This window comes from Bacillus sp. FSL K6-6540 (assembly GCF_038007545.1).
Genome location: NZ_JBBOXH010000002.1, coordinates 504,583 through 530,674, shown reverse-complemented (window position 1 = coordinate 530,674; position 26,092 = coordinate 504,583). Strand labels below are relative to the sequence as shown.

26 protein-coding genes and 2 other annotated features are annotated in these 26,092 nt (G+C 45.7%); of the genes, 21 read left to right on the top strand and 5 right to left on the bottom strand.

Translation table 11 applies throughout. The features are described from left to right. The first annotated feature begins 108 nt into the window (after positions 1 to 108). The 7 genes from MHH82_RS35105 to bacF all read left to right on the top strand — a co-directional run bounded on the left by MHH82_RS35105 (position 109) and on the right by bacF (position 7,392). Positions 109 to 1,347 (top strand): MFS transporter, encoded by a 1,239-nt coding sequence (locus MHH82_RS35105; protein WP_122895621.1) that lies wholly within the window; start codon positions 109 to 111, stop codon positions 1,345 to 1,347. 151 nt (positions 1,348 to 1,498) lie between these two features. Further along, on the top strand, positions 1,499 to 2,113 hold the full coding sequence (bacA, locus tag MHH82_RS35100) for a prephenate decarboxylase (RefSeq protein ID WP_009968341.1): 615 nt from the start codon (positions 1,499 to 1,501) through the stop codon (positions 2,111 to 2,113). Next, positions 2,103 to 2,810, top strand: a complete 708-nt coding sequence (bacB, locus tag MHH82_RS35095; protein ID WP_003244300.1) for a 3-((4R)-4-hydroxycyclohexa-1,5-dien-1-yl)-2-oxopropanoate isomerase — start codon at positions 2,103 to 2,105, stop codon at positions 2,808 to 2,810. Before bacA ends, bacB begins: the two co-directional genes overlap by 11 nt. A 2-nt stretch (positions 2,811 to 2,812) precedes the next feature. After that, positions 2,813 to 3,574, top strand: a complete 762-nt coding sequence (bacC, locus tag MHH82_RS35090) for a dihydroanticapsin 7-dehydrogenase (RefSeq protein WP_120363589.1) — start codon at positions 2,813 to 2,815, stop codon at positions 3,572 to 3,574. A gap of 18 nt (positions 3,575 to 3,592) precedes the next feature. Then, a complete protein-coding gene (bacD, locus tag MHH82_RS35085) occupies positions 3,593 to 5,011 on the top strand; it encodes an alanine--anticapsin ligase (protein WP_340797453.1) in 1,419 nt (472 codons plus the stop codon). After that, on the top strand, positions 5,008 to 6,192 hold the full coding sequence (gene bacE, locus MHH82_RS35080) for a bacilysin exporter BacE (protein ID WP_072175774.1): 1,185 nt from the start codon (positions 5,008 to 5,010) through the stop codon (positions 6,190 to 6,192). Before bacD ends, bacE begins: the two co-directional genes overlap by 4 nt. Beyond that, a complete protein-coding gene (bacF, locus tag MHH82_RS35075; protein WP_015714909.1) occupies positions 6,193 to 7,392 on the top strand; it encodes a transaminase BacF in 1,200 nt (399 codons plus the stop codon). A 14-nt stretch (positions 7,393 to 7,406) separates the two neighbouring features. Here bacF and bacG read toward each other — a convergent pair whose 3' ends face one another. Both bacG and hemQ read right to left on the bottom strand, forming a co-directional pair. Next, positions 7,407 to 8,186: an NADPH-dependent reductase BacG gene (gene bacG, locus MHH82_RS35070; RefSeq protein ID WP_015714908.1), complete on the bottom strand. Its 780-nt coding sequence runs from the start codon at positions 8,184 to 8,186 to the stop codon at positions 7,407 to 7,409. A gap of 132 nt (positions 8,187 to 8,318) precedes the next feature. Further along, a complete protein-coding gene (gene hemQ / locus MHH82_RS35065) occupies positions 8,319 to 9,083 on the bottom strand; it encodes a hydrogen peroxide-dependent heme synthase (RefSeq protein WP_003242896.1) in 765 nt (254 codons plus the stop codon). A 269-nt stretch (positions 9,084 to 9,352) separates the two neighbouring features. Here hemQ and pta point away from each other — a divergent pair, with 269 nt between their 5' ends. The 4 genes from pta to MHH82_RS35045 all read left to right on the top strand — a co-directional run bounded on the left by pta (position 9,353) and on the right by MHH82_RS35045 (position 13,321). After that, positions 9,353 to 10,324: a phosphate acetyltransferase gene (gene pta / locus MHH82_RS35060; RefSeq protein ID WP_003235941.1), complete on the top strand. Its 972-nt coding sequence runs from the start codon at positions 9,353 to 9,355 to the stop codon at positions 10,322 to 10,324. A 145-nt stretch (positions 10,325 to 10,469) separates the two neighbouring features. Beyond that, on the top strand, positions 10,470 to 11,369 hold the full coding sequence (cysL, locus tag MHH82_RS35055) for a cysJI operon transcriptional regulator CysL (protein ID WP_014481233.1): 900 nt from the start codon (positions 10,470 to 10,472) through the stop codon (positions 11,367 to 11,369). A gap of 48 nt (positions 11,370 to 11,417) precedes the next feature. Beyond that, complete coding sequence (gene ywfL, locus MHH82_RS35050) at positions 11,418 to 12,263, top strand: octanoyl-[GcvH]:protein N-octanoyltransferase (protein WP_014478310.1); 846 nt, start codon at positions 11,418 to 11,420, stop codon at positions 12,261 to 12,263. 167 nt (positions 12,264 to 12,430) lie between these two features. Then, complete coding sequence (locus MHH82_RS35045) at positions 12,431 to 13,321, top strand: carboxylate/amino acid/amine transporter (RefSeq protein WP_072175775.1); 891 nt, start codon at positions 12,431 to 12,433, stop codon at positions 13,319 to 13,321. Positions 13,322 to 13,464: 143 nt separating this feature from the next. On the opposite strand, the gene rsfA is transcribed toward MHH82_RS35045, so the two are convergent. After that, entirely contained in the window at positions 13,465 to 14,241 is a 777-nt protein-coding gene (gene rsfA / locus MHH82_RS35040; RefSeq protein WP_019712820.1) for a prespore-specific transcription regulator RsfA, read from the bottom strand. A gap of 214 nt (positions 14,242 to 14,455) precedes the next feature. Here rsfA and MHH82_RS35035 point away from each other — a divergent pair, with 214 nt between their 5' ends. The 7 genes from MHH82_RS35035 (at position 14,456) to MHH82_RS35005 (ending at position 21,709) form a co-directional block, all read left to right on the top strand. After that, the gene (locus tag MHH82_RS35035) at positions 14,456 to 14,680 is read left to right on the top strand and encodes a DUF1450 domain-containing protein (RefSeq protein WP_003222050.1); all 225 of its coding nucleotides are present in this window, start codon (positions 14,456 to 14,458) and stop codon (positions 14,678 to 14,680) included. Positions 14,681 to 14,841: 161 nt separating this feature from the next. Beyond that, a complete protein-coding gene (locus tag MHH82_RS35030; RefSeq protein ID WP_064671823.1) occupies positions 14,842 to 16,143 on the top strand; it encodes an HD domain-containing protein in 1,302 nt (433 codons plus the stop codon). 35 nt (positions 16,144 to 16,178) lie between these two features. Beyond that, positions 16,179 to 16,679 carry a YwgA family protein gene (locus MHH82_RS35025; RefSeq protein WP_003227524.1) on the top strand — a complete coding sequence of 167 codons (501 nt, stop codon included), beginning with the start codon at positions 16,179 to 16,181 and terminating at the stop codon, positions 16,677 to 16,679. Between the two features lie 111 nt (positions 16,680 to 16,790). Next, the gene (locus MHH82_RS35020) at positions 16,791 to 17,261 is read left to right on the top strand and encodes an Rrf2 family transcriptional regulator (RefSeq protein ID WP_072175776.1); all 471 of its coding nucleotides are present in this window, start codon (positions 16,791 to 16,793) and stop codon (positions 17,259 to 17,261) included. Then, positions 17,261 to 18,670: an MFS transporter gene (locus MHH82_RS35015; protein ID WP_072175777.1), complete on the top strand. Its 1,410-nt coding sequence runs from the start codon at positions 17,261 to 17,263 to the stop codon at positions 18,668 to 18,670. Before MHH82_RS35020 ends, MHH82_RS35015 begins: the two co-directional genes overlap by 1 nt. Before the next feature lie 46 nt (positions 18,671 to 18,716). Beyond that, positions 18,717 to 18,945: a binding site (T-box leader), on the top strand. 33 nt (positions 18,946 to 18,978) lie between these two features. Beyond that, positions 18,979 to 19,200 (top strand) — a binding site (T-box leader). A 53-nt stretch (positions 19,201 to 19,253) separates the two neighbouring features. Next, positions 19,254 to 21,170, top strand: a complete 1,917-nt coding sequence (gene thrS, locus MHH82_RS35010; RefSeq protein WP_072175638.1) for a threonine--tRNA ligase — start codon at positions 19,254 to 19,256, stop codon at positions 21,168 to 21,170. A gap of 119 nt (positions 21,171 to 21,289) precedes the next feature. After that, a complete protein-coding gene (locus tag MHH82_RS35005; protein WP_072175637.1) occupies positions 21,290 to 21,709 on the top strand; it encodes a MarR family transcriptional regulator in 420 nt (139 codons plus the stop codon). A gap of 42 nt (positions 21,710 to 21,751) precedes the next feature. Here MHH82_RS35005 and MHH82_RS35000 read toward each other — a convergent pair whose 3' ends face one another. Beyond that, entirely contained in the window at positions 21,752 to 21,940 is a 189-nt protein-coding gene (locus tag MHH82_RS35000) for a 2-hydroxymuconate tautomerase (RefSeq protein ID WP_003222038.1), read from the bottom strand. A gap of 108 nt (positions 21,941 to 22,048) precedes the next feature. Between MHH82_RS35000 and MHH82_RS34995 the strand changes: the two genes are divergently transcribed. The 3 genes from MHH82_RS34995 (at position 22,049) to MHH82_RS34985 (ending at position 23,813) form a co-directional block, all read left to right on the top strand. After that, positions 22,049 to 22,708: a site-2 protease family protein gene (locus MHH82_RS34995; RefSeq protein ID WP_003243167.1), complete on the top strand. Its 660-nt coding sequence runs from the start codon at positions 22,049 to 22,051 to the stop codon at positions 22,706 to 22,708. 13 nt (positions 22,709 to 22,721) lie between these two features. Continuing rightward, on the top strand, positions 22,722 to 23,240 hold the full coding sequence (locus MHH82_RS34990; RefSeq protein WP_003244446.1) for a YwhD family protein: 519 nt from the start codon (positions 22,722 to 22,724) through the stop codon (positions 23,238 to 23,240). A 135-nt stretch (positions 23,241 to 23,375) separates the two neighbouring features. Beyond that, positions 23,376 to 23,813, top strand: coding sequence for a hypothetical protein (locus MHH82_RS34985; protein WP_031601096.1), 438 nt, complete (start codon positions 23,376 to 23,378; stop codon positions 23,811 to 23,813). A gap of 27 nt (positions 23,814 to 23,840) precedes the next feature. On the opposite strand, the gene MHH82_RS34980 is transcribed toward MHH82_RS34985, so the two are convergent. Further along, positions 23,841 to 25,916, bottom strand: a complete 2,076-nt coding sequence (locus MHH82_RS34980; protein ID WP_072175636.1) for a transglycosylase domain-containing protein — start codon at positions 25,914 to 25,916, stop codon at positions 23,841 to 23,843. Positions 25,917 to 26,092: the final 176 nt, after the last annotated feature.

Genomic DNA, 26,092 nt, shown 5'->3' with positions numbered 1-26,092 from the left:
AATAAAACTTATAAATATTTCGTTCGAATTGTAAATAGAGAAAAAACAATGCTAAACTATAATACAACTTTATGATAAGAAGATTATGGAAGAGGTGTTTGAGAAAGAATGAACAGCAATCAAAACAATGACATCAAAACAAAACATCATTTTCCGTTATTGTTGGCACTGGCTTTAACGATGGGGGTATTTGCAGCCGGATCTGAAGAGCTTGTGATCTCACCGCTGCTGCCGGATTTAGCAAAAGCCTTCAGCTCAGATGTCAGTGTCCTTGCATTATCTATCAGTATTTACGGCATTATGATTTTTATCGGTGCGCCGCTTTTGGTTCCATTAGGCGATAAATACTCCAGAGAACTGAGCTTATTAGCCGGGCTTATGATCTTTATCATAGGAACGGTGATATGCGCTTTGGCTCAAAATATTTTTTTCTTCTTTTTAGGCCGGGCGCTTTCGGGATTGGCTGCGGGAGCGTTTGTTCCGACCGCTTACGCAGTTGTCGGTGATCGTGTTCCTTATACATACCGGGGCAAGGTGATGGGGCTGATCGTTTCAAGCTGGTCGCTGGCGCTGATTTTCGGAGTGCCGCTCGGATCATTTATCGGCGGCGTCCTGCATTGGAGATGGACATTTTGGATTTTCGCCCTGATGGGTGTTTTAGTTGTCCTGCTGATTCTCCTTGAAATGCGCCGCCATGCCCAACATAAAAACAGCGGCAAGGAAGAAATAGAAGAGCCGGCAGGAACATTCCGGGATGCGCTGAAAGTCCCTCGTGTACCTGTTTATATCACGATAACCTTTTGTAATATGATTGGTTTTTACGGTATGTATTCCTTTTTAGGCACCTATCTTCAGGACGTTTTTACCGGAGGAAACACGGCTGCGGGCTTATTTATCATGATTTATGGAATCGGGTTTTCCATGAGTGTGATTACAGGAAAGATAGCCGACCGCATCGGAAAAATGCGCTCCCTTTTGATTGCGCTGGGGGTCATCAGCGTTCTGCTGGCGTGTTTACCATATGCGCCGGCGTCTATGTTTCTGTTAATCGCCAGCCTATTTATTTGGGGATTAATGCAAAGTTTGACGGTGACGCTGCTCAGCACCATTTTGAGTGACTGCTCAGAGCGTCATCGCGGAAAAGTCATGGTGTTTTACAGCCTCGCCTCGAATCTGGCCGTGACATTAGGTTCTGCTTTAATGGGACCCGTATATGTGGCATACGGCTATGCAGCTGTCGGATTGATTTGCGCCGCCATCACAGTCCTCGGATTTGTGCTCAGTGTATTCGCATATAAAAAGTACGGCAAACTTGAGCAGAAGGCCGATCAGTCCTTATCTCAATAAACAAAGTTTCTAAATTCCTATAATTAAAAACCCTTTTTAAAGGGTTTTTTTGTTTGTATGGGAATAATTATCAATATTTTCAAAAAACATTGACAGTTCAATTGCCGCTGGATAAAATTTACTTAAAATTTTAAAAGATTGGTTGGTGCTCATGATTATATTGGATAATAGCATTCAGACAAAAAAAAGAACTGATTCACTATCCAAACTCATTACAGTCAACACGCTCGGCCCTGAGGGGACAAGCAGTGAGTACGCAGCAAAGCATTTCATTTCCAATTTTACTCTTCTACAAGGGCTGAACAGTAAATTGTCCTTGCATGATACTTTTGAATCATGCATCGAAAGGACGCTCCAAAGCCCGCTGGAATATACCATCGTCCCACATGCTTACGATGGCATTAAGCATTTCTACATGAGGCCGGATTTGCAGCTATTGCAGATCTTCAGGTGCGATACACCGATGTACGGCCTGGCTGTTCGTCCTGATTTTGAATTCAGAGACGATATGCTTGATACATCTGTTATTGTTTCACATCCTTCACCTATTAATTTAATAAAATATTTTACCCGCAAAGATGTTCGTTTCAAACTAGTCAATTCAACCAGTCAAGCCGCAAGAAAAGTAAAAGAAGGTTTGTATGACATTGCCTTAACCAATGAGCTTGCACGGCAAAAGTACGGGCTAACCTTTGTAAAAACATTCAAAAGCATTCCAATGAGCTGGTCATTATTTGGAAAAGGAGACGTTGATGATGAAAACTAAAGAAGATATGCAGGAGCTTTATTTCCCGACACCGAAATTAATTGAATGGGAAAACGGAGTGAGGCAGTATTCAACCGTACGAGGGGATACTGAAGTATTAATGTCTTACGTCCCGCCGCATACCAATGTTGAACCCCATCAGCATAAGGAGGTCCAAATCGGCATGGTCGTTTCTGGCGAGCTGATGATGACTGTCGGAGATGTGACAAGAAAAATGACAGCCTTGGAATCTGCCTATATCGCGCCGCCGCATGTGCCTCACGGGGCAAGAAACGACACAGACCAAGAAGTGATTGCTATTGATATCAAGCGGCTGAAAGCTGATGAAACATATACAAGCCCTGAGGACTACTTTTTGGATATTTTCAAAACAAGAGACCTGCTGCCGGGCATGGAAGTCACGTTCTTTGTTGAGGATTGGGTAGAAATTATGCTTGCCAAAATCCCTGGAAATGGCGGAGAAATGCCTTTCCATAAACATCGGAATGAACAAATAGGCATCTGCATTGGCGGCGGCTATGACATGACGGTCGAAGGCTGCACAGTCGAGATGAAATTCGGCACAGCCTATTTCTGTGAGCCTCGCGAAGATCATGGTGCCATCAACCGTTCAGAAAAAGAATCAAAATCGATTAATATCTTCTTCCCGCCGCGCTACAACAGAGCAAAAGCAAAAAAAATGAAGGCGGATGAATGATCATGAACCTCACCGATAAAACCGTCCTCATAACAGGAGGCGCATCAGGCATTGGTTATGCTGCGGTTCAGGCTTTTTTGGGCCAGCAGGCCAATGTGGTTGTGGCGGATATTGATGAAGCGCAGGGAGAAGCAATGGTACGAAAAGAAAATAATGACAGGCTGCACTTTGTGCAAACGGACATCACAGACGAAGCTGCCTGCCAGCACGCAGTTGAATCGGCGGTTCATACATTTGGCGGGCTCGATGTCTTGATTAATAATGCAGGCATCGAAATCGTGGCGCCTATTCACGAGATGGAGCTCAGAGATTGGAACAAGGTGCTGCAAGTCAATTTGACCGGCATGTTTTTAATGAGCAAACATGCACTCAAGCATATGCTGGCCGCCGGCAAGGGCAACATTATTAATACGTGCTCTGTCGGCGGACTCGTGGCATGGCCTGATATTCCTGCCTATAACGCCACCAAAGGCGGGGTTTTGCAGCTGACTAAATCAATGGCTGTTGATTATGCGAAGCATCAAATTCGCGTGAACTGCGTATGCCCAGGGATCATCGACACACCGCTGAATGAAAAATCATTCCTTGAAAATAATGAAGGCACACTTGAAGAGATCAAAAAAGAAAAGGCGAAGGTAAATCCGCTGCTGAGGCTTGGGAAACCTGAAGAAATAGCAAACGTGATGCTGTTTTTAGCCTCGGATTTATCAAGCTATATGACCGGAAGCGCCATCACCGCAGACGGAGGATACACCGCACAATAGAGAAGGAGTGTTTTACATATGGAGAGAAAAACAGTATTGGTCATCGCTGATCTTGGAGGCTGCCCGCCGCACATGTTTTATAAAAGCGCTGCTGAAAAATATAACCTGGTCAGCTTTATTCCAAGACCTTTTGCAATTACAGCCTCCCATGCAGCATTGATTGAAAAATACTCGGTCACGGTCATAAAAGATAAAGACTATTTTAAGAGTTTAGCTGATTTTGAGCATCCTGATTCCATTTATTGGGCGCATGAGGATCATGACAAGCCTGAGGAAGAGGTCGTCGAGCAAATCGTCAAGGTTGCCGAAATGTTTGGGGCGGATGCCATCACAACAAACAATGAATTATTCATTGCTCCGATGGCGAAAGCCTGTGAACGTCTGGGCCTGAGAGGTGCCGGCGTGCAGGCAGCCGAAAATGCCAGAGATAAAAATAAAATGAGGGACGCTTTTAATAAGGCCGGAGTCAAATCGATCAAAAACAAACGAGTCACAACTCTCGAAGATTTCCGTGCTGCTCTTGAAGAGATCGGCACACCTCTTATCTTAAAGCCTACATACTTAGCGAGTTCAATCGGTGTAACGCTGATTACGGACACTGAGACGGCAGAAGATGAATTTAACAGAGTCAATGACTATTTGAAATCAATTAACGTGCCAAAGGCGGTTACGTTTGAAGCGCCGTTTATCGCTGAAGAATTTTTACAGGGTGAGTACGGAGACTGGTATCAAACAGAAGGGTACTCCGACTATATCAGTATAGAAGGCATCATGGCTGACGGTGAGTATTTCCCGATCGCCATTCATGATAAAACGCCGCAAATCGGGTTTACAGAGACATCCCACATAACGCCATCCATTCTGGATGAAGAGGCAAAAAAGAAAATTGTCGAAGCTGCCAAAAAGGCAAATGAAGGGCTTGGCCTGCAAAATTGCGCAACACATACAGAGATCAAGCTAATGAAAAACAGAGAACCGGGTTTAATAGAATCGGCAGCCAGATTTGCCGGCTGGAATATGATCCCTAACATTAAAAAGGTCTTCGGCCTTGATATGGCGCAATTATTATTAGATGTCCTCTGTTTCGGAAAAGACGCCGATCTGCCTAACGGATTATTGGATCAAGAGCCTTACTATGTCGCCGACTGCCATTTGTACCCGCAGCATTTCAAACAAAATGGCCAGATTCCAGAAACTGCTGAGGATTTGGTCATTGAAGCGATCGATATTCCGGACGGGCTTTTAAAAGGGGATACTGAAATCGTTTCTTTTTCGGCCGCAGCACCAGGCACTTCAGTTGATTTGACATTGTTTGAAGCTTTCAATTCCATTGCTGCATTTGAACTGAAAGGCAGTAATTCACAGGATGTGGCTGAATCAATCAGACAAATTCAGCAGCATGCGAAGCTGACGGCAAAGTATGTGCTGCCAGTATGAAACAGCTGAAACCCAACTCTAAATACTTGCTTTACGGGCAGGCGCTATCGTTCATGGGAGACTATTGTGTTCTCCCTGCCCTGCTCATTTTGTCTACATATTATCACGATTATTGGGTGACGTCCGGGGTCATCGTGGTCAGAAGCATTCCGATGGTGTTTCAGCCGTTTTTGGGGGTTCTGGTCGACCGGTTAGACAGAATTAAGATCATGCTGTGGACGGATATCATCAGAGGCATCATCTTTTTGGGGCTCACATTTCTTCCAAAAGGCGAGTATCCGCTGATTTTTCTGGCCCTGCTGTTTATTACTTATGGAAGCGGCGTGTTTTTTAATCCCGCCCGTCTCGCTGTCATGTCGTCCTTGGAATCAGATATTAAAAGCATCAACACGTTATTTGCAAAAGCGACAACCATCTCCATTATCGTCGGGGCGGCTGCCGGAGGGCTCTTTCTGTTAGGCGGATCTGTAGAGCTGGCTGTTGCCTTTAACGGTGTGACATACCTGGTTTCGGCATTTTTCATCAGCCGTATCAAACTGCAATTTGTGCCGATTCAATCTGAAAACATTAAAGAGGCCTTTCAGTCTTTTAAGGAAGGACTCAAGGAAATCAAAACCAATGCATTCGTATTAAACGCCATGTTTACGATGATTACAATGGCTTTGCTGTGGGGAGTTGTGTACAGCTATTTTCCGATTGTCAGCCGCTTTTTGGGTGACGGGGAAATCGGCAACTTTATTCTCACATTCTGCATCGGTTTCGGCGGCTTTATCGGAGCGGCGCTTGTCGGCAAATGGGGCTTTAACAATAATAGAGGCCTGACGTACTTTACCGTTTTATCCATTGTCTCGCTGGCGCTGTTTTTATTCACACCGATATTCGCTGTTTCTGTCATCGCGGCGATCCTCTTTTTCATCGCGATGGAATACGGGGAAGTGCTTGCAAAAGTGAAGGTTCAGGAAAATGCGGCAAACCAGATTCAAGGGCGCATTTTTTCAGTGGCTGAAGCGTCTATCGGATTATGCATTTCTATTGGTTCAATGTTCATTAACATCCTCAGCGCTCCGGTCATTATGGGGCTGATTGTCGTGGTCGTATGCGGTTTGTTTCTGCATACGAAGCTCGTCAACAAATCGTTTTTGGAACGGGATAACAAAACGGAGCAAAAAGGAGTCTTTTAGATGGAAATAACACCGTCCGATGTCATCAAGACACTTCCAAGGCAGGAGTTTTCTCTCGTTTTTCAAAAGGTAAAGGAATTGGAAAAAACGGGGGCCCATATCATTAATCTCGGACAGGGGAACCCTGACCTTCCCACTCCGCCGCATATTGTGGAGGCTTTGCGGGAGGCGTCCTTGAATCCTTCGTTTCATGGATACGGCCCTTTCAGGGGCTATCCTTTTTTGAAGGAAGCAATCGCTGCTTTCTATAAAAGAGAATACGGCGTGACAATCAATCCTGAAACGGAGGTCGCGCTTTTCGGAGGCGGGAAAGCCGGTTTGTATGTGCTGACACAATGCCTGCTCAATCCGGGAGACATCGCTTTAGTCCCGAATCCAGGCTACCCTGAATATTTATCAGGGATTACGATGGCGCGAGCTGAGCTTTACGAAATGCCGCTGTATGAAGAAAATGGCTATCTGCCGGATTTTGAAAAGATTGATCCAGCCGTGCTGGAAAAAGCGAAGCTTATGTTTTTAAACTATCCGAACAACCCCACTGGAGCTGTGGCTGATGCGGCTTTTTATGCAAGAGCTGCTGCTTTTGCAAAAGAGCATCATATCCATTTGATTCATGATTTTGCATACGGAGCGTTTGAATTCGATCAAAAACCGGCCAGCTTTCTTGAGGCAGAGGATGCCAAAATTGTCGGAGCAGAGCTTTATTCATTTTCAAAAACATTTAACATGGCCGGCTGGAGAATGGCGTTTGCGGTTGGGAACGAAAAGATCATTCAGGCCGTCAATGAATTTCAGGACCATGTATTTGTCGGCATGTTCGGCGGGCTGCAGCAGGCAGCGAGTGCGGCGCTTTCTGGAGATCCGGAGCATACGGAATCGTTGAAACGAATTTATAAGGAACGAATTGACTTTTTTACGGCGCTTTGCGAAAAGGAACTGGGCTGGAAGATGGAAAAGCCAAAAGGAACCTTTTACGTATGGGCTGAAATTCCGAATACGTTTGAGACATCTCACCAATTTTCCGATTACTTGCTGGAGAATGCCCATGTCGTAGTCACACCGGGCGAAATTTTTGGAAGCAACGGAAAAAGGCATGTCAGAATCTCAATGGTGTCGAAGCAGGAGGATCTGCGGGAATTTGTCACGCGGATTCAAAAGCTGAACCTGCCGTTCGGGTCATTACAAGAAACATCCCGCTAAAAAGCGGGATGTTTTTATATGCTTTTCATGCTGCCGCCGTCAGCGGAAATTTGCTGTCCCGTGATGTAGGAGGCTTCCTCAGAGGCAAGAAATGCGGCGAGCGCTGCGGTTTCTTCGGCTGATCCGACCCGTTTCATCGGAATCCCGGAAGCAATCTGTTCTTCTGCTTTCTGTTTGGATATGCTGTTCTTTTTCATCACATTTTCCACAAATTGATGATAACGGTCTGTAGCGATAAAACCAGGATTCAGACAGTTGACAGTAATGTTGTGAGGAGCAAGCTGGATGGAAATATTTTTACTGGCGTTAATTAAAGCGGCATTCATCATACTGTTTGTGAACATGTTGGCGCCGGGTTCCTTCCACAGATTTCCGACAATGTTGATGATTCTGCCAAACTCGTTTTGTTTCATCAGTGAGGAAGCACGCTTGATTGCGTCAATATAGGCAACGGTCTTTTGAGTGAACGTGGCCGTCATATCCTCTATATTGCAGTTATCAAATGTGTCAGGCGCGCCGCCCGGGATATTATTAATCAGAACATCAAGCCGTCCGCATTGAGATTCGATTGCCTGAAAAATGGCCGCTCTCGTATGCTGGTCAGACATATCGCCCGCAAGGACAATGACGCTCGCCTCAGGATGCTTGGCCAAAATGTCTTCTTTGACAGATTCAATATTATCCAAATTTCGCGAATTAATGACGAGGGAAAAGTGCTGGTCTGCTAATTTCAGAGCGATTGCTTTCCCAATCCCTTGACTGGCTCCCATAACAAATGCGGTTCGTTTTGACAAATAACTGCACCCCTTTGAAAAAAATGGATTATTATCTACATCGTAAGAAAAAACGAAGAAAATAGCAAATTTTATTTAAATTCTGATAAAGGAGAATTGAAAAACTCCCGCCGGATAGGGCGGGAGGGGATATTATACATATAAGAATTGAGGAAGTGTATCAAGCGAAAGGTGATTGCCGACAAAGAATGAACCAAATTCGCCATAGCGAGCGCTGACTTCGTCAAAACGCATTTCGTACACTAGCTTCTTGAATTGAAGGACATCATCGCTGAATAATGTAACGCCCCACTCGTAATCGTCAAAGCCGACAGAGCCGGTGATGATCTGTTTGACTTTGCCCGCATAGCTGCGGCCGATTAAACCGTGGCTTCTCATCAAGTTTCTGCGTTCCTCCATTGAAAGCATATACCAGTTGTCGTTGCCGGATCTTCTTTTATCCATTGGATAGAAGCATACATATTTTGATTCCGGCAGTTCAGGGTAAAGGCGCGCGCGCACATGCGGATTTTCGTAAGGATCGCCGTCACCGCTTGCCAAGTAGTTGCTCAGCTCTACCACTGATACGTAGGAGTATGCCGGAATGGTGAACTCAGCAAGTCTTGATTTGTTGAATTCAAGCTCAATTTGATTTAATTCTTCCATTGTAGGACGAAGGATCATCAGCATAAAATCAGCTTTTTGGCCGACGATGCTGTAAAGAGTTTGGGATCCTTTTCCTTCTTTTTGGGCTACGCCCCATTTTTCAAGCAACCCGGTGAATTCATGTATGATAGATTGGCGCTCATCACTGGACAGAAGCTTCCAGGAAGCCCAATCCATTGTGCGGAAATCATGAAGCGCATACCAGCCGTCAAGCGTTTTTGCCGCTTCATTCGTCATTTGCTGTTCACTCATTTATCTTCACTCCCATTATCTTTTCATGATTGCCTTCACTATACCATAGTTTATCCGATTCTACTGTGGAGAAACCTTGAACATCCCTTCCGTATAACTCCATCAAAATAGAAGAACCTATAAGGGAAGATTGAGTCACTTAAATTAGTTAGAAAAATAAGATTTTTTTATGAAAGCGCTATAATGAAAGTTGGCTGTTTGAATTTGATTGGAAGAAGAGTATGCTAGTAAAAGAAAGCGTTTTTGTAACTTTTTGAGGAGGTTTTATTGTGGCAGATTTATTTTCAACAGTGCAAGAAAAAGTAGCTGGAAAAGACGTAAAAATTGTATTTCCTGAAGGCTTAGACGAGCGTATTTTAGAAGCGGTCAGCAAGCTTGCAGGAAACAAAGTGCTGAATCCGATTGTGATCGGCAATGAAAATGAGATCCAAGCAAAAGCAAAAGAATTGAACCTTACGCTGGACGGCGTTAAGATTTATGATCCTCATACATATGAAGGCATGGAAGACCTTGTACAAGCATTCGTAGAACGCCGCAAAGGCAAAGCGACAGAAGAACAGGCTCGCAAAGCGTTATTAGACGAGAACTACTTCGGTACAATGCTGGTGTATAAAGGACTTGCAGACGGACTTGTAAGCGGAGCTGCTCACTCAACTGCTGACACTGTCCGCCCGGCTCTTCAAATCATCAAAACAAAAGAAGGCGTGAAAAAGACTTCCGGCGTGTTCATCATGGCTCGCGGAGAAGAGCAATACGTATTCGCAGATTGCGCGATCAACATTGCGCCTGACAGCCAAGATCTTGCCGAGATTGCGATCGAAAGTGCCAATACGGCAAAAATGTTCGACATTGAGCCTCGCGTGGCAATGCTCAGCTTCTCTACAAAAGGCTCAGCAAAATCTGATGAAACAGAAAAAGTAGCGGATGCAGTGAAAATCGCGAAAGAAAAAGCGCCTGAACTGACACTTGACGGCGAATTCCAATTTGATGCTGCATTTGTTCCATCTGTAGCTGAGAAAAAAGCGCCGGATTCCGAAATCAAAGGGGACGCTAACGTATTCGTATTCCCAAGCCTTGAAGCAGGAAACATCGGCTATAAAATCGCTCAGCGTTTGGGCAACTTTGAAGCGGTAGGACCAATCCTGCAAGGTTTAAATATGCCTGTAAACGACCTTTCAAGAGGATGTAACGCTGAAGATGTTTACAATCTCGCATTAATTACAGCGGCGCAAGCACTGTAATAAAAATGAAGACGATGGCAGCTCTCGACCGAGGGCTGCCTTTTTTGCGCTTCCGTATAGCCTTCTTTACCAAGACGGATGATATGAGTACAATAAAGAAAACTAATCATAACCATATATTTCATTAATGACAGGGGTGGGGTTTTTGTATTACGACGTGCTGAAAACGTTTATAGCGGTGGTAGAAGAAAAAAACTTCACAAAAGCGGCAGAAAAGCTGATGATCTCCCAGCCCAGCGTCAGTCTGCATATCAAAAATCTTGAGAAAGAATTTCAAACGGCTCTTCTGAACAGGTCGCCAAAACACTTTACGACAACGCCGACAGGAGACATTTTATATCAAAGAGCAAAGCAAATGGTGTTTCTCTACGAACAAGCCAAGGCTGAAATCTATGCGCATCATCACTATGTGAAGGGTGAATTGAAAATAGCTGCAAGCTTTACAATCGGTGAGTATATTCTTCCGCCGCTATTGGCCCAGCTGCAAAAGCTGTATCCAGAGCTGAATCTAGATGTCATGATTGGCAATACAGAGGAGGTCAGCGAGCGTGTGCGGATGCTTCAGGCTGATATCGGGCTGATTGAAGGACATACAAACGAGAATGAGCTGGAAATTGAACCGTTCATGGAGGATGAAATGTGCATTGCCGCTCCAAATCAGCATCCGCTCGCCGGGCGGAAAGAGATTTCGATCAGCGATTTGCAGAACGAAGCGTGGGTGACAAGAGAGAAAGGCTCCGGGACGAGAGAATATCTCGATCATGTACTCAGTTCAAATGGACTTCGGCCGAAATCAATGTTCACCATCAGCAGCAATCAAGGTGTAAAGGAAGCGGTGATTAACGGCATGGGACTTTCGGTTCTATCCAGAAGCGTACTGCATAAGGATTTGATCCACCGCGAAATCTCAATTCTGCATATTAAAGATTTCTCGTTAAAGCGCAAGCTGTCTTACATTCATTCTCCACTCATGGAGAATACAAAAAATAAAGAAATTTTTATTACGATGCTGAAAAGCAATTATCAATCACAGCTGCTGAAATGATATAATAGTTTTCGTTCAATAAGCCTAACATGAAAGGGTTTTACATAGATGGCAAACCAACCGATTGATTTACTGATGCAGCCGAAATGGAGAGTCATTGACCAATCCAGTCTCGGCCCTTTATTTGATGCGAAGCAATCCTTCGCAATGGATGATACGCTGTGCATGTCCGTCGGAAAAGGCGTGTCGCCGGCGACAGCGCGCTCATGGGTGCACCACGATACAATTGTCCTTGGAATACAGGATACACGCCTCCCGTTTTTGCAGGATGGCATCTCCTTGCTGGAGAGTGAAGGATACCGTGTGATCGTACGCAACTCCGGAGGTCTTGCCGTCGTATTGGATGACGGTGTTTTAAATATCTCTCTTATATTCGAGGACGAAAAGAAAGGCATCGATATAGACAAAGGATATGAAGCGATGGTCGAGCTGATGAGACGAATGCTGAGACCGTACAACGCAAAGATCGAAGCCTATGAAATTGAAGGGTCTTATTGTCCCGGCAGCTATGACCTCAGTATAAATGGCAAAAAGTTCGCCGGCATCTCTCAGAGACGCGTTCGCGGCGGAGTCGCTGTTCAAATTTATCTCTGTGCGGATAAGAGCGGCAGTGAAAGGGCCGACTTGATCAGACGATTCTATCAAGCGGCGCTGAAAGACAAACAAAACGATAAAAAAGGCGTCTATCCGGAAATACGTCCGGAAACGATGGCGTCCTTAAGTGAGCTTCTGCAAAAAGACATCTCCGTACAAGACTTAATGTTCGCTTTATTGACGGAATTAAAAGCGTTAAGCACTCATCTTTACTCTGCCGGACTGTCCATTGATGAGGAAATGGAATTTGAGAAAAACCTCGCCCGGATGGCTGAGCGGAATGCAAAGGTATTTGGGTGAACGTTCTTCGCATGCCGGCTGTATATGCCGGCATGCATTTTTTATCACAAGCGGCATTTTACCCCAATAATCTTATTTTCAGATAAATCCTTCTTACATACAGATAACCACAGCAAAAAGAAAAACGATAAAATGATATCAGCATCCATATTAAAGGGGAGAGGCAGATGAAAGGGAATATTTACAGCCTTTTTGTATTGATTGCGGCTTTTTTCTGGGGGACCACGGGAACCGTTCAGGCATTGGCTCCAGAAAGCGCCACACCGCTGGCATTTGGGGCGTTCAGGTTATTAATAGGAGGGAGCGCCATGCTGCTTGCGGTTTGGATCAGCCGAGAGCTTCACGTGAAAAATTGGTCATGGCCGCTCGTATTTTTAGCCGCTGTTTGTATGGCGTGTTACCAGCCGCTGTTTTTCACAGCGGTTAAAGAAACGGGAATTGCAGTGGGAACTGTGATTGCCATCGGCAGTGCGCCTATCATTGCCGGGACCCTCGAATGGGCTGTATTGAAGAAACGCCCGCGAAACTCCTGGTGGATTGCGACTGTGCTGGCTTTAGTGGGTTGCTGGCTTCTGTTTTCCGACAGTTCCAATGTTCGGATTGATGTGGCTGGTGTTTTTATGGCGCTTGGAGCGGGTGCTTCTTTTGCAGGCTATACGCTCATCAGTAAAGCGATGATGAAAACCCAGCCTCCGCGAGCGACCTCCGCCGTTGTATTCATGATCAGCGCCATCTTGCTGACGCCGCTATTATGGCAGTCAGATATCTCGTGGATATGGACCCCTAGAGGACTGGGAACAAGCCTTTACATCGGGTTAATTGCAACATGTGCCGCATACTTTTTGTTTGCGAAAGGGCTTACCGGGGTTCCGGCCTCGGCGGCGGTCACGCTGTCTTTAGCTGAACCGCTGACGGCTTCATTGCTTGGCGTGTTTTTCATAGGGGAAATGCTTTCGCCTTTCTCGTGGCTGGGCATTGCGCTTATGATGCTGGGGCTTTTGGTCATTTCTGCTGCGCCTCGAAAACAAAAAACGGCCGAGGCAGCTCACATGTCTTAATAGATTCACATAAGCTTGGCCTCATTTTACAAGAATAGCTGATCCGGCTGCAAAATGAGGAAATTCTCTTTTCTCAATAGAAAAGGGGATTTTGCACATGGCGAAAATCCCAAAACAGCTGCCCGTTTTGGGATTTTTCTATGTCATTCCGCTAATTTTTCTAAATTGCCGTTCCGGTCCATTTTGAAGGACGGAGAGGCATGTTCATCTTCTTCAAATAAAACTAGCTTTCTGGCTCTGTTCATAATTTTCACCAAGGTTTCATAATCTTCTTGGATCGTTTTTTGGTCTTTTTCAAGCTTTTGAACTTCTGCCTCTAGCTGCTCTGTTTTGTTTTGCAATTCCTGATTTTCTTTCTTTAAACGCTCGTTTTCCATTTTTAATGCTGATGATTGCTCGTTATTGCCTTCGTAATTCTGCAGGAAGCGGATCACATCATTCATCGTCATCTCAGGCGCAGCTGCAGGCGTTTGAGGAGACAATAAGTGTGATAGACTAGCTAACTCTTCCTTAAAGCTTTCATCAACAAAAGGCATATGTTCGCCAGACATTAAAGGTTGTTCATTTTCGACAGATGGTGTTTCCATTTTAACCGGCTCTTCTGCAGCGGTTTCTTGAATGATTTCAGGATCAACAGCAGGAGGCTGATATAATAATCTTTTTTTCGCGGGCTGCCCGTTTCCGAGCGCTCTCATCCGCTGTTTTCGTTGTTTCTTCGCAAGCTGAAGCGCTTTTTCATATTGATGGCGGACCACTGCGTTCCATCTGAATCCGCAGGCTGCGGATGTCCGGTTTAATTTATCGCCGACTTCTTCAAAGGCGTTCAGCTGAGTGCTGCCCTCCCTCACATGCCGAAGCACTGTTTCGGCTAAAAGCAGATCGTTTTCCTCTGACCAAGCGTCTTGTCGCTGTTTTGTCATTTATCTCAACTCCCATTTTTCTTTTCATGGTATTAGAATGTCCAGGTTGGAAAATATTTATACAAATTGGCTGAAAGAATAGGAGATACGAAGGATGGAGCGGCTTGCAGGAACAGTCGAATCCTTGTAAAATGAAGAGTGATGTGATTTTTTTTGAAACGTGATTTTAGGTTATTCACATAGATGAACATAGAAATGAAGGGAAGCGTACGTCATGGCTAATGAATTTCGAGTGTGTGATGATTGCCAAGCCACTAATATCAAAACATTGCTGCCGCGTTTGAAAGAAGTGGACCCGGACGCAAAGGTTGAGGTAGGATGCCAATCTTATTGCGGGCCCGGACGGAAAAAATCATTTGCTTTTGTGAACAATCGCCCGCTGTCAGCTCCGACAGAGGATGAGCTGATTGACAAAGTAAAAAAGAAAATAAAAAAGTAAAAACATATTTTTTCTTAGCCTCGGCCCTCAGGTCAGGCTTTTTTGCTTCACAAGATGTGTTTTTCATGAAGATGGAACAAATCGCCGGGCAAATTCAAGGATGTTTTCAAAGAATAGAGTCGATATAATAGAAACACGGCTAAAAAAAAGAGGGAATGACGATGGCGTATCCAAATGGAAAATTATCAGAAGAAAAAGTGTTTAAAGATCCGGTGCACCGCTATGTTCATGTTCGGGACAAGCTGATATGGGATTTAATCGGAACCCGTGAATTTCAGCGTCTCCGCAGAATTAAGCAGCTCGGCACGACCTATTTGACGTTCCATGGGGCTGAGCACAGCCGGTTCAACCATTCTCTCGGTGTCTATGAAATTGTCAGAAGAATGGTTGATGACGTCTTTAAAGGCCGCCCTGAATGGGATGACAGTGAGCGCGAACTCTGTTTGGCCGCGGCGCTGCTTCATGACCTCGGGCACGGGCCGTTCTCGCATTCATTTGAAAAGGTCTTTCACCTTGACCACGAGGATTTTACAAGAGGTATCATTTTGGGAGACACGGAGGTTAATCAGGTGCTCAGAAAGGTGAGCCCGGGTTTCCCTCAGGATGTTGCTGAAGTCATTGCCAAAACATATAAAAACAAGCAAGTGGTCAGCCTGATTTCGAGTCAGATTGACGCAGACCGCATGGATTACCTGCAGCGCGACGCATATTATACGGGCGTCAGCTACGGCCATTTTGATATGGAGCGGATTCTTCGGGTGATGCGGCCGCGCGAGGATCAGATCGTCATTAAAGAAAGCGGAATGCACGCTGTCGAAGACTATATCATGAGCCGTTACCAAATGTACTGGCAGGTCTACTTCCATCCTGTGACCAGAAGTGCAGAGGTCATTTTAACGAAGATTCTTCACAGGGCGAAGCAGCTGCACGATGAAGGCTATGTCTTCACTCACGCTCCGGTTCATTTCTATTCTATTTTTGAAGGGAAATTGACACTGGAGGATTATGTAAAGCTGGATGAATCTATTATTTTGTATTACTTCCAGGCCTGGGAGGATGAAGAAGACGTGATTTTATCCGACTTGTGCCGCAGATTCATTAACCGCCAGCTTTTCCAATACGTTGAATTCAATCCTAATGAAGAAATGTCGGCTTATTTTGAGCTGACTTCATTGTTCAAAGAGGCGGGGATCGATCCGAGCTATTATTTGGTCGTTGATTCTTCATCAGATCTGCCATACGATTTTTACCGACCAGGAGAGGAAGAGGAGCGTCTGCCGATCCATCTCTTGACGCAAAACGGCCAAATTAAAGAGCTGTCCAGGCAGTCGGCTATTGTGGAATCCATCTCAGGTAAACGGCGGACGGACCACAAGCTGTACTATCCAAAGGACTTAATTTGTGACGGCTCTAAACATCCGGAAGCGAAAATGAAAATCCGGCAGCTGCTGGGACTGACATAGAAATTGGAAAGAAGGAAAAAGGAGATGTCGGGAATTTGTTGAAAGAACATGCAAAACTGATGAAGGTGTTCTCGGATTCTGGAGAAATCATCGGGCGAAAGAAGCTGCAGAAAATGATTTATATCGCCAAGAAAATGCAGTTTCCTTTCTATGAGAAATATGATTTTCACTTTTACGGACCATATTCAGAGGAACTGACGCTCCAGATTGAAGAGCTGTGCAACCTTGGATTTCTGCATGAGGTGAAGGAAAAAAAGGGCGGCTACTTTCAATATCGGTATTCTCTGACTGAGACAGGCTCCGCATTTTTAGACCATGCTGATCTGGACATGCCGGATATGAAAGGCTATATCGACAGTGTAAACAGCCGTTCATCACGGTTTTTAGAGCTGGTTTCCACGATCCTTTACTTTGACGGGCTTGAGGATGAGGAAAAGAAAGAAAAAGTCTTTACCATCAAAAGCAAGCAAAAATATACAAATGAAGAATATGACGAAGCGCTTCAATACATAGAGGAACTGAAGCAGATTTGTTAACCATACCAAGCAAAAGAAATGAATCGTTTCTTTTGCTTTTTTTATTGACAAAAGCTGCTAAGAGATTCATTATGGATAATAGTTATCCATAATGAATCAGGAGTGAATAGGATGAAAATGAAATCAGGAATGGAGCAGGCGGTTTCTGTGCTGCTGTTACTGTCAAGGCTGCCTGTACAGGCTTCTTTGACGTCAGAGGCTATAAGCCAGCGATTGCGCGTGTCTCCGTCTTACTTGAAGAAGCTGATGAGAACATTAGTTCAAGCCGGTTTGGCAGAATCCTTACCAGGGACGAAGGGCGGTTTTACCCTGACGAAGCCTTTGGCTGACATTACGCTTTATGATGTTTATCAAGCGGTCGAAGGCAGAGGTTCGATGTATCAGGGGAAAGGCCTGCTGCAATCTGTATTTGAGGGTGAAAGTCACTGTGTGCTGGAGACAGTCATGGGGGAAATCGAGGATAAATGGTCCAATCTCATGAAAGAAGAATCCTTGCAGCATGTCATGGACAGAGTCGGGGAATTGTATGATCTTGAAAAAATAGATGATTGGGTAATCAAGCAAGTGAAAGGGCAATTGTAATGAAAAATAGCGGGTCTATACAAGAATCAACATCATCAACAGGCATATCCGTGCTGATCGTGCTTGCACTTGGTTTCCTCATGGCAACTCTTGATGTGACCGTTGTGAATGTGGCGATGGCTGATATGAAAAACACTCTTTCAATGTCACTTTCAGGTGTAACGTGGGTTGTGGACGGGTACATTCTTACTTTTGCGTCGCTTCTGCTGGCGGGCGGAGCCTTGGCTGACCGTTTCGGCTCGAAGACGATCTATATCTTGGGTCTAGCTGTTTTTGTTCTCGCCTCTTGTCTATGCGCTGCATCCTTTAATGGGCAGATGCTGATTGTCGGACGTCTCATACAGGGAATTGGGGCAGCATTGTTTATGCCAAGCTCACTCAGCCTTTTGGCTGCCTCTTACCCTGATGAGCGGGTACGGGCGAGAATGTTTGGGCTGTGGGCCGCGCTTGTTTCCGCCGCTTCAGGCCTTGGGCCCTTTATCGGGGGCGTGCTGGTAGAGTTGGCGGGCTGGCAGAGTATTTTTCTAATCAATGTGCCAATAGGGGCTGCTGCGCTCATTTCAGCTTACCGAATCCTCAGCCGCGTTCCGGGAAAAAGCAGCCGCGTGAACATCATCGGGCATCTGCTTGGCATGATGGCTCTCGGGTTTCTTTCCTATGCTTTGATACAGGGGCCTTCAGCGGGCTGGCGCTCGCCAGTGATTCTTGCAGCATTTACTGCAGCGATTTTGGCATTTGTGCTGTTTTTGCTGCGGGAAATTTCTGCAAAAGCACCCATCCTGCCGGCGTCCTTATACAAAAACGGCCGCTTCTCAGCTGCCCAATTTATCGGGTTTTTGCTGAATTTCGCCCTTTTTGGAGGCATGTTTATGCTCAGCCTTTTTTTGCAGGAAGCAGGAGGCGCAAGTTCCTTTATGGCTGGAGTGGAGCTGCTGCCGATGATGGCGGTCTTCGTGATCGGCAATCTGCTGTTTGCCCGTCTGGCGAATCGGTTTGAAGCCGGTCAGCTTATGTTTGTATCAATGGCGGTCAGCTGTATCATTGCATTGCTGTTGTTTGTGCTGATTTCTCCGGATTTTCCTTATTGGCAGCTGGCGGTGTTGATGTCTGTTATGAACCTCTGTACCGGTATTACAGTTCCTGCCATGACAACTGTGATCATGCAGGCTGCCGGGCAAAGACATACGAATATCGCCGGTGCGGCGTTAAATGCAAACCGGCAAATCGGAGCCTTGGTCGGCGTAGCGATAACCGGGGTGATCATTCATCTGTCCGCCACTTGGTATGCTGGTGCCGGGTTTACGTTTTTGATGATGGGAGCGGCATACAGCCTCGCTGCATTGCTTGTATGGCTGTTTCTGGCTGCCCATAACGGGACTGCCGCGTCAGAAAAAAATGTAAATCACTGATTGCGCTTTGTGGGAATATATAGTAAGATATAAAAAATTATTGAAACAACAGGCACTGATAAGGACACGAGATGCTTTTTACGGTTTCCAGAGAGGGAAGGACAGCTGAGATCTTCCTAACGCAGGGAAAGCAGCTTACCGCCTTTGAGCCGTATCGGGGAAAACAAGTATCTGATACCGTCATGCTGCGTTACAGCATCTTTAAGCCGATCACCATGTGTAATTGATCGGGAATTTGGGTGGAACCACGGATGATCAACACATTCGTCCCTTTTAGAGGGATGGGTGTGTTTTTTTATTTGAATTGAATACATGCGAAGAAAAGGACATGAATGATAGTTACGGTTTTCAGAGAGGGAAGGAAAGGTGAGAGCTTCCCAGCTTAGGAATATCATTTACCACCTTGGAGCAGCATTGGGGAACTGAAGTAACCAATGCCGTCTATGCTGCGTTACAGCACCGAGCCGACAACATAGTATTTGTCGGGAACTTGGGTGGAACCACGGGTTAATCACACACTCGTCCCTATCTGCGGGACGGGTGTGTTTTTTTATATATAACAATGAATAAGGAGTGTTCTAAAATGAGTAAACATGTACACATTCAGCTTCCGGACGGACAGATCCAGGAATATCCGAAAGGCATCACAATCAAAGAAGCGGCTGGTTCTATCAGTTCCAGTCTGCAAAAGAAAGCGGCCGCAGGTCAGGTCAACGGCAAGCTTGTTGATCTCAGTTTCAAGCTGGAGGAGGATGCTGAGCTTTCGATTGTCACACTCGATTCACAAGAAGGCTTGCAGGTGCTTCGCCACACAACAGCGCACGTGCTGGCCCAAGCAGTAAAACGGCTGTACGGCGAAGTGTCATTGGGGGTAGGGCCTGTGATTTTAGACGGCTTCTACTATGACATGAAGCTGGGGAAAAGCTTGGCATCAGGAGACTTAGAGGCCATCGAAAAAGAAATGAAAAACATAATAAATGAGAACCTTGAAATCAAACGTATAGAGGTTTCTTACGAAGAAGCTGAAGAGCTGTTTGCACAAAAAGACGAGCGGCTCAAGCTTGAGATTTTAAAGGATATTCCGCGCGGGGAGGATATCACACTGTACCAGCAAGGGGAATTCGTTGACCTGTGCCGAGGGCCGCATCTTCCTTCTACAGGGATGATCAAGGCGTTCAAACTGACAAGAGTATCAGGCGCTTATTGGCGCGGAGACAGCAAAAATGAAGTCCTGCAGCGGGTGTACGGGGTTGCCTTTCAAAAGAAAAAAGATTTGGATGCGCACCTGCATATGCTGGAAGAAGCGGCAAAACGAGACCATCGCAAGCTCGGCAAACAGTTAGGGCTGTTTATGTTTTCTGAAGAAGCGCCGGGGATGCCGTTTTATTTGCCGAAAGGGCAGATTGTCCGTAATGAGCTGGAGCGCTTCTCGCGTGAGCTGCAAACAAATGCCGGCTACGATGAGGTGCGTACGCCGTTTATGATGAATCAGCGGTTATGGGAGCAGTCAGGCCATTGGGACCATTATCGCGACAATATGTACTTTTCAGAAGTGGATGATACAAGATTCGCAATGAAGCCGATGAATTGCCCCGGCCACATGCTCATTTTTAAAAACAGCCTGTATTCTTATCGGGATCTGCCAATTCGCATGGCGGAATTCGGACAGGTGCACCGCCATGAATACAGCGGCGCTTTAAACGGAATGCTTCGCGTTCGGACGTTCTGTCAGGATGACGCCCATATTTTCGTTCGGGAGGATCAGATTGAGAGTGAGATCAAAGAAGCGATTCGGCTGATTGATGAGGTATATCGGACATTTGGTTTCGTGTATTCTGTTGAGCTTTCGACTCGCCCGGAGGATTCATTAGGCGATGACAGCCTTTGGGAAGCGTCGGAACGTGCCTTAGCACGCGTCCTAGAGGAGCTTGGCCTCTCTTATGAGATCAATGAAGGCGATGGGGCGTTTTACGGGCCGAAAATTGATTTCCACATAAAAGATGCCCTGAAACGGAGCCACCAATGCGCGACAATTCAGCTTGATTTTCAAATGCCGGAAAAATTTGATTTAACATATATCAACGAACTCAATGAGAAGGTTCGTCCCGTTGTCATCCACAGAGCGGTTTTCGGCTCAATCGACCGTTTCTTCGGCATTTTGATCGAGCATTACGGCGGGGCTTTTCCAGTCTGGCTCGCACCGATCCAGGTTCAAATCATACCGGTTTCGCACGTTCACTTAGACTATTGCAGAAAGGTGCAGGCGGAGCTGAAGCAGGCGGGGATAAGAGCCGGCATTGATGAGCGCAATGAGAAGCTGGGCTATAAAATCAGAGAATCGCAGGTGCAAAAAATTCCGTGCGTGCTGGTGCTTGGAGATCATGAGGAGCAGGAGGATGCGGTAAACGTCCGCCAATTCGGATATCAGCAGAATGAACAAGTTCCTTTTCAGACATTTAAAGATGAGCTTGTGAAACAGGTGGAAAATCGAGGCATGTAGGATAAAAGCTGTGAATTCATATTTTGCTTTTTTGACTTTCCCTATTCGGAATCAGTAAAATAATAAGTAAATCATATCGTTCGTATGTTATGAATGCATCTCGAAATGGGGAAATTGACATGGACCATGACAAACTGGAAGCAAATTTGCTGGATCACGCACTTACAAAATATTTGAAAAGCACGAAGCAATTAGATGAAGCCACCGTTCCGAAACACGTGAATAATGTAAGAGGGTTTATTCTGCGGATCATACACAGACATGGGAGCTGCACCATAAAGGATATTTTGAAGGAGGTCACACTGTCTCCCTCTGCCACGACCACAGCTCTGAATCATTTAGAGCAGGAAGGGTTTATTGAGAGATCCAGAAATAATAATGACCGCCGCACTGTATGGATTACGCTTTCTGAATCGGGCCGGGGAGCGGCTGAACAAATGATCGAAAACCGCCAGCAGCTGATTGACGGCATGTTTGAACGTTTAACAGCCGAAGAGAAAGAGACGTTCTTGGCGATTATTGCGAAGCTGGCTCAATAGGGATAATAAAAGCCGGTGCGCGAAGCGCCGGCTTTATAGAGATTATTCCATATCGCTCAGGCGTTTGCCTGCGACGGCATAATGGTCTTTTCTCATTTCTTCTATAAAGACAACAATTTTTTCTTCAGAAGCACCGGTTGTTTCCTTTACGGCTTCTGTTACTTTCTCGACAAGATTGCGTTTTTGCTCGTCTGTACGGCCTTCGAGCATTTTGACAGTTACGTATGGCATGGGTGCTGAATCCTCCTTTATCTCGTTTCCTCTCTTTAGAAAAAGAGGCTTCTTATAGTATACTGAATAAAGTAAATTCTTGCATTTTGAGAAAGAGGGATATCTCACTTGGACCGTTTTTTATATTATCCGTTATCTTTAATGCCATACCTCGTCATCACGCTAATTGTGTCGTTTACGATGCACGAGCTTGCCCACGCTTATGTCGCATACAAATTCGGTGACGATACGGCGAAAAAACAAGGAAGACTGACGCTGAATCCCATTAAACACCTTGATCCGTTCGGAACCATTTTGATTTTGGTGGCCGGCTTCGGGTGGGCGCGCCCCATTCCCGTGAATAGACGCTTCTTTAAGAAGCCTCGGCTTGCCGGTGTGCTCGTATCTATAGCCGGGCCCGTCAGTAACCTGATTCTTGCGTTTATTGGTTTCTTTTTGTTAGTGTTGATGCATGCGTACGGAATGGAAATGCTTGCGGCGTTCAGCACGGGGCTGGATCAGTTTTTTTCTATTTGGATACAGCTGAATCTTGTCTTGTTTTTATTTAATCTGCTGCCGCTTCCTCCGCTCGATGGCTATCGAATTATAGAAGATCTCGTTCCGCCGGGCGTGCGTGCCAAAATGACGCAGGCGGAGAGCTACGGCTTTATCGTATTTTTGGTGCTGTTTGTGACACCGCTAGGATCTTACGTGCTGTGGCCGATGCTCAATGCAGGAAGAGATTCGATTTTAAAGCTGTTTTCAGCGATATTTCAACCGCTTTTGTAGGAGGTAGAACTTCATGGAAGAAAAAAAGAAAAAATCAATCGGGTTTAATATTATCAAAAGTGATCCGACAGACGGACACGGCGGTTTTGGCGTAGGGGCACTCAGCCTTGATAACATTTCTCCCGTATTCGTTGATGTAGAGGAAAAAGAAGCGTTCGTAGACATCGGCGCCATGCATGCCCGCAGCACCGTTGAAAAAGGAATAAAATTTCTCCCGAATAAAGAAGAAGTGCCGAACGGAAAACCATACTGGCTTGTGTGGGTAACGATTGACAGAAAAGAAGAGGGGCCTTATTACGCCGGTGTGACAGCCTGTGAAATGACGGTCGACAGAAGTATCAGAAGAGGCTACAAGTCGCTGCCTGAGCATGTGAATTTGATGGATAAATCCATGAAACGGAAAATCATCGTTGATAAAATGGACGACAGCTCGAAGCGTGTACTAGGCGAATTTCTGAAAAAGCATGATCAGGGCCTATGGGACCGTTCCTCAGATGAGTTAAAAACGAGCCTGCTTCCAGAAAACAATTAATTTATGAATTTTCTGTGAACTTTTAAAGTATTTGAGATATTTTTCGTAAACATTGAGTAAACTGGTGATACAGAAATAGGACATGGAAAATCCCGAGCCGAAACAAGACTCGGGGTTTTTCATTTTTAGGGGGATATGATGTACGAAACCATTCGAGTCGGCGATTGGTTGATAAAAGCCGACGTGGAAGAAACGAGAAAGCAATATGAGAAAGATATAGAGGATATGTGTGAATGCGGTAACTGTCTTAACTATTACGAGGCAGTGAATGAACTGCCAGTCCAAAAAGCACAAGTATTAGAAAGTTTCGGCCTCATTCCGTCCAAATGCACAGATATAAATTATCATGGGGTAAAAGATCATCTGCACTTTTATATAGCGAGTTATTTTATAGTAGGCCGTATTGTTGAAGGAAAACAAGAATGGAATCCGAAAAAGATTGATTTCTCGTGGCATATTTCATTTTCAGTGCCGCAACACCAAATTTACATTCCTAAGGGTTTTCCAAAACCAATTATTCAGCTCGATTGTGTTACGCTTCTTCCATGGGTCATTGACCAACCATACGAATAACCCGGCCTCCGAGGAGCCGGGTTATTTTCAATGATGTCGCCCCAGCCATTTGTCCCACCACTTTTTCTCGGAAGCAGGCTTTTCTTTGGATGGAAGCCGGTCTTTTGTTTGTTTTGCGGGTTCTGCCCCGTAGCACACGTTTGCGGGTTCTGTCCCTTTCACAAAATATGTGTAATGCTTAGCGGCACAGCCGGGACCTGATGAGTAGCCTGTTTCCGGATCAATGTACACACCGGTTACGCCTTTTGGCGGCTTGAACGCGGTTTCCGGTTCGCCTTTGAGCGCGTCCTCCATGAAGTCCGCCCAAATGGTTTTAGCATAGCTTTTTTCTTCGACCGAGTCGATGGTGCTGTTTTTGTCATAGCCGGTCCAAACACCGGCGGCCAGCTTCGGATTGAAGCCGATCATCCAGCTGTCTGCGCTGGTGGTTCCTGATTTTCCGGCATACGTTCTTGTCAGGCGGTTGGCTATCGTTCGCCCCGTAACCGACGTATATCCATTTAAATCGGTATCAAACATGCCTGTCATCATACTCGCTGTGACAAAAGCGGCTTTTTCATCAAGCACCTGTTTATGCTGATTCGGGTTTTCGTACAGCACGTGGCCGGCTGCGTCCGTTACTCTTGAAATAAAAGTCGGTTCGATTTTCTTTCCGCCATTTGCGAGCATGGCATAGGCGTTGACCATCTCAATCGGACGTACGGGTTCGGTGCCGAGTGCCAGGGACGGCAGTGCTTGAAGATGGGCGGTAATGCCGAATTCCTTTGCCGTCTTTACAAGTTTGTTCGTGCCGAGGAAAAGATGCGTTTTCACAGCGTAAATATTGTCGGAAAGCGCCAGCGCCCGCAGAAGCGTAATCGGCTTGTTGGCATAGTATCCGTTATAGTTGCTTGGAGAATAGGTTTCTCCCTTTGCATCAATTTGAAACTCGGTTTCTTCGCTTTTCATCAAAGTGACTGGCGTAAATCCGCTCTGAATCGCTTTATAGTACAGCAACGGCTTGATCGTCGAAGCAGGCTGGCGCTTCGCCTGTGTCGTCCGGTCAAACGGGCTTTTTTGATAATCCCTGCCGCCGACAAGGGCGAGAACGTTTCCGGTGCGGGGATCAATGGCTGAAAACCCGACTTGAATGTCAGATCCCGCGTTAACCGTTTCGGTAATGGTCTCCTCGGCGATGCGCTGCATCCGTTTATCTACCGTTGTATAGACGTTTAACCCGCTCGTTTCAATTTGCTCCCGTGTCATGCCGAGCTTTTTCTCCAGCTCTCTCATCGCATTGTCGTAGAAATAAGGAGCCTTTCTCTTGGAAACTTGTTTATTCAAAGGCTGATAGGAAAGAGGTTCCTTGATCAATTCATCCGCTTTCTTTTGGCTGATCATCTGCTGCTTTTCCATCATCCGCACAATCGTTTTCTGGCGTTCCTTGGCCTTCGTCTCATTGACATACGGTGAATAGCCGGAAGGGCCTTTCGGGATTCCTGCCAAAAGCGCCGCCTCCGCATCCGTCAGGTTTTTGGCATGCTTGCCGAAATACAGGCGGGAAGCTGCTTCAATGCCGTAGGCGCCGTGGCCGTAGTAAATCGTATTTAAATAGCCTTCTAATATCTCGTCCTTAGAATAGTTTTGTTCCAGACGGATCGTGTAGAACGCCTCATTCCATTTCCGTTTCCACGTTTTGTCGTGTTCAAGGTATAAGTTTCTCGCATATTGCTGGGTGATGGTGCTTGCACCCTGAACCTTGGCAAATGCTTTGAGGTCAGCAAGCGCCGCGCCGGCCATGCGTTTATAATCAAAGCCGTGATGATCGTAGAAATTCTGGTCTTCAATCGCCACTGTCGCTTTTACGATCGTCGGATTCATGTCCTTTAAGGGGACCCAATAGCGCTTTTCGCCGTAGTTCGTTTCCCCGAGCTTTGAGCCGTCACTCGCATACAAAATCGTGGATTGCGGCACTTGCACCGAGGGAGCGCCCTGGTATTTGGCTATCAAAATGACAGTCATAAACACGGCAGCTGCCGCCAAGGCCGCAAAAGCCCCTAAAAAGATAAAGGCGCGAACGGTTTTCAGCGTCAGTCTCAGCCGTTTATTTGTCATTGCATCCACAACGGGTTCCCCCTTTTTTTATGTTTCTACTATTATGAGAAAAAAAGATCGTTTTTAAACATCGCAGAACAGGACGCATCTTTACTTTTTCCCCGCCATCCTCTATACTTTTTCCTTAGGTGAAAATGAGATTTCAACCGAGAATAAAAGCTGATTAGACGCTTACAATAAATGAA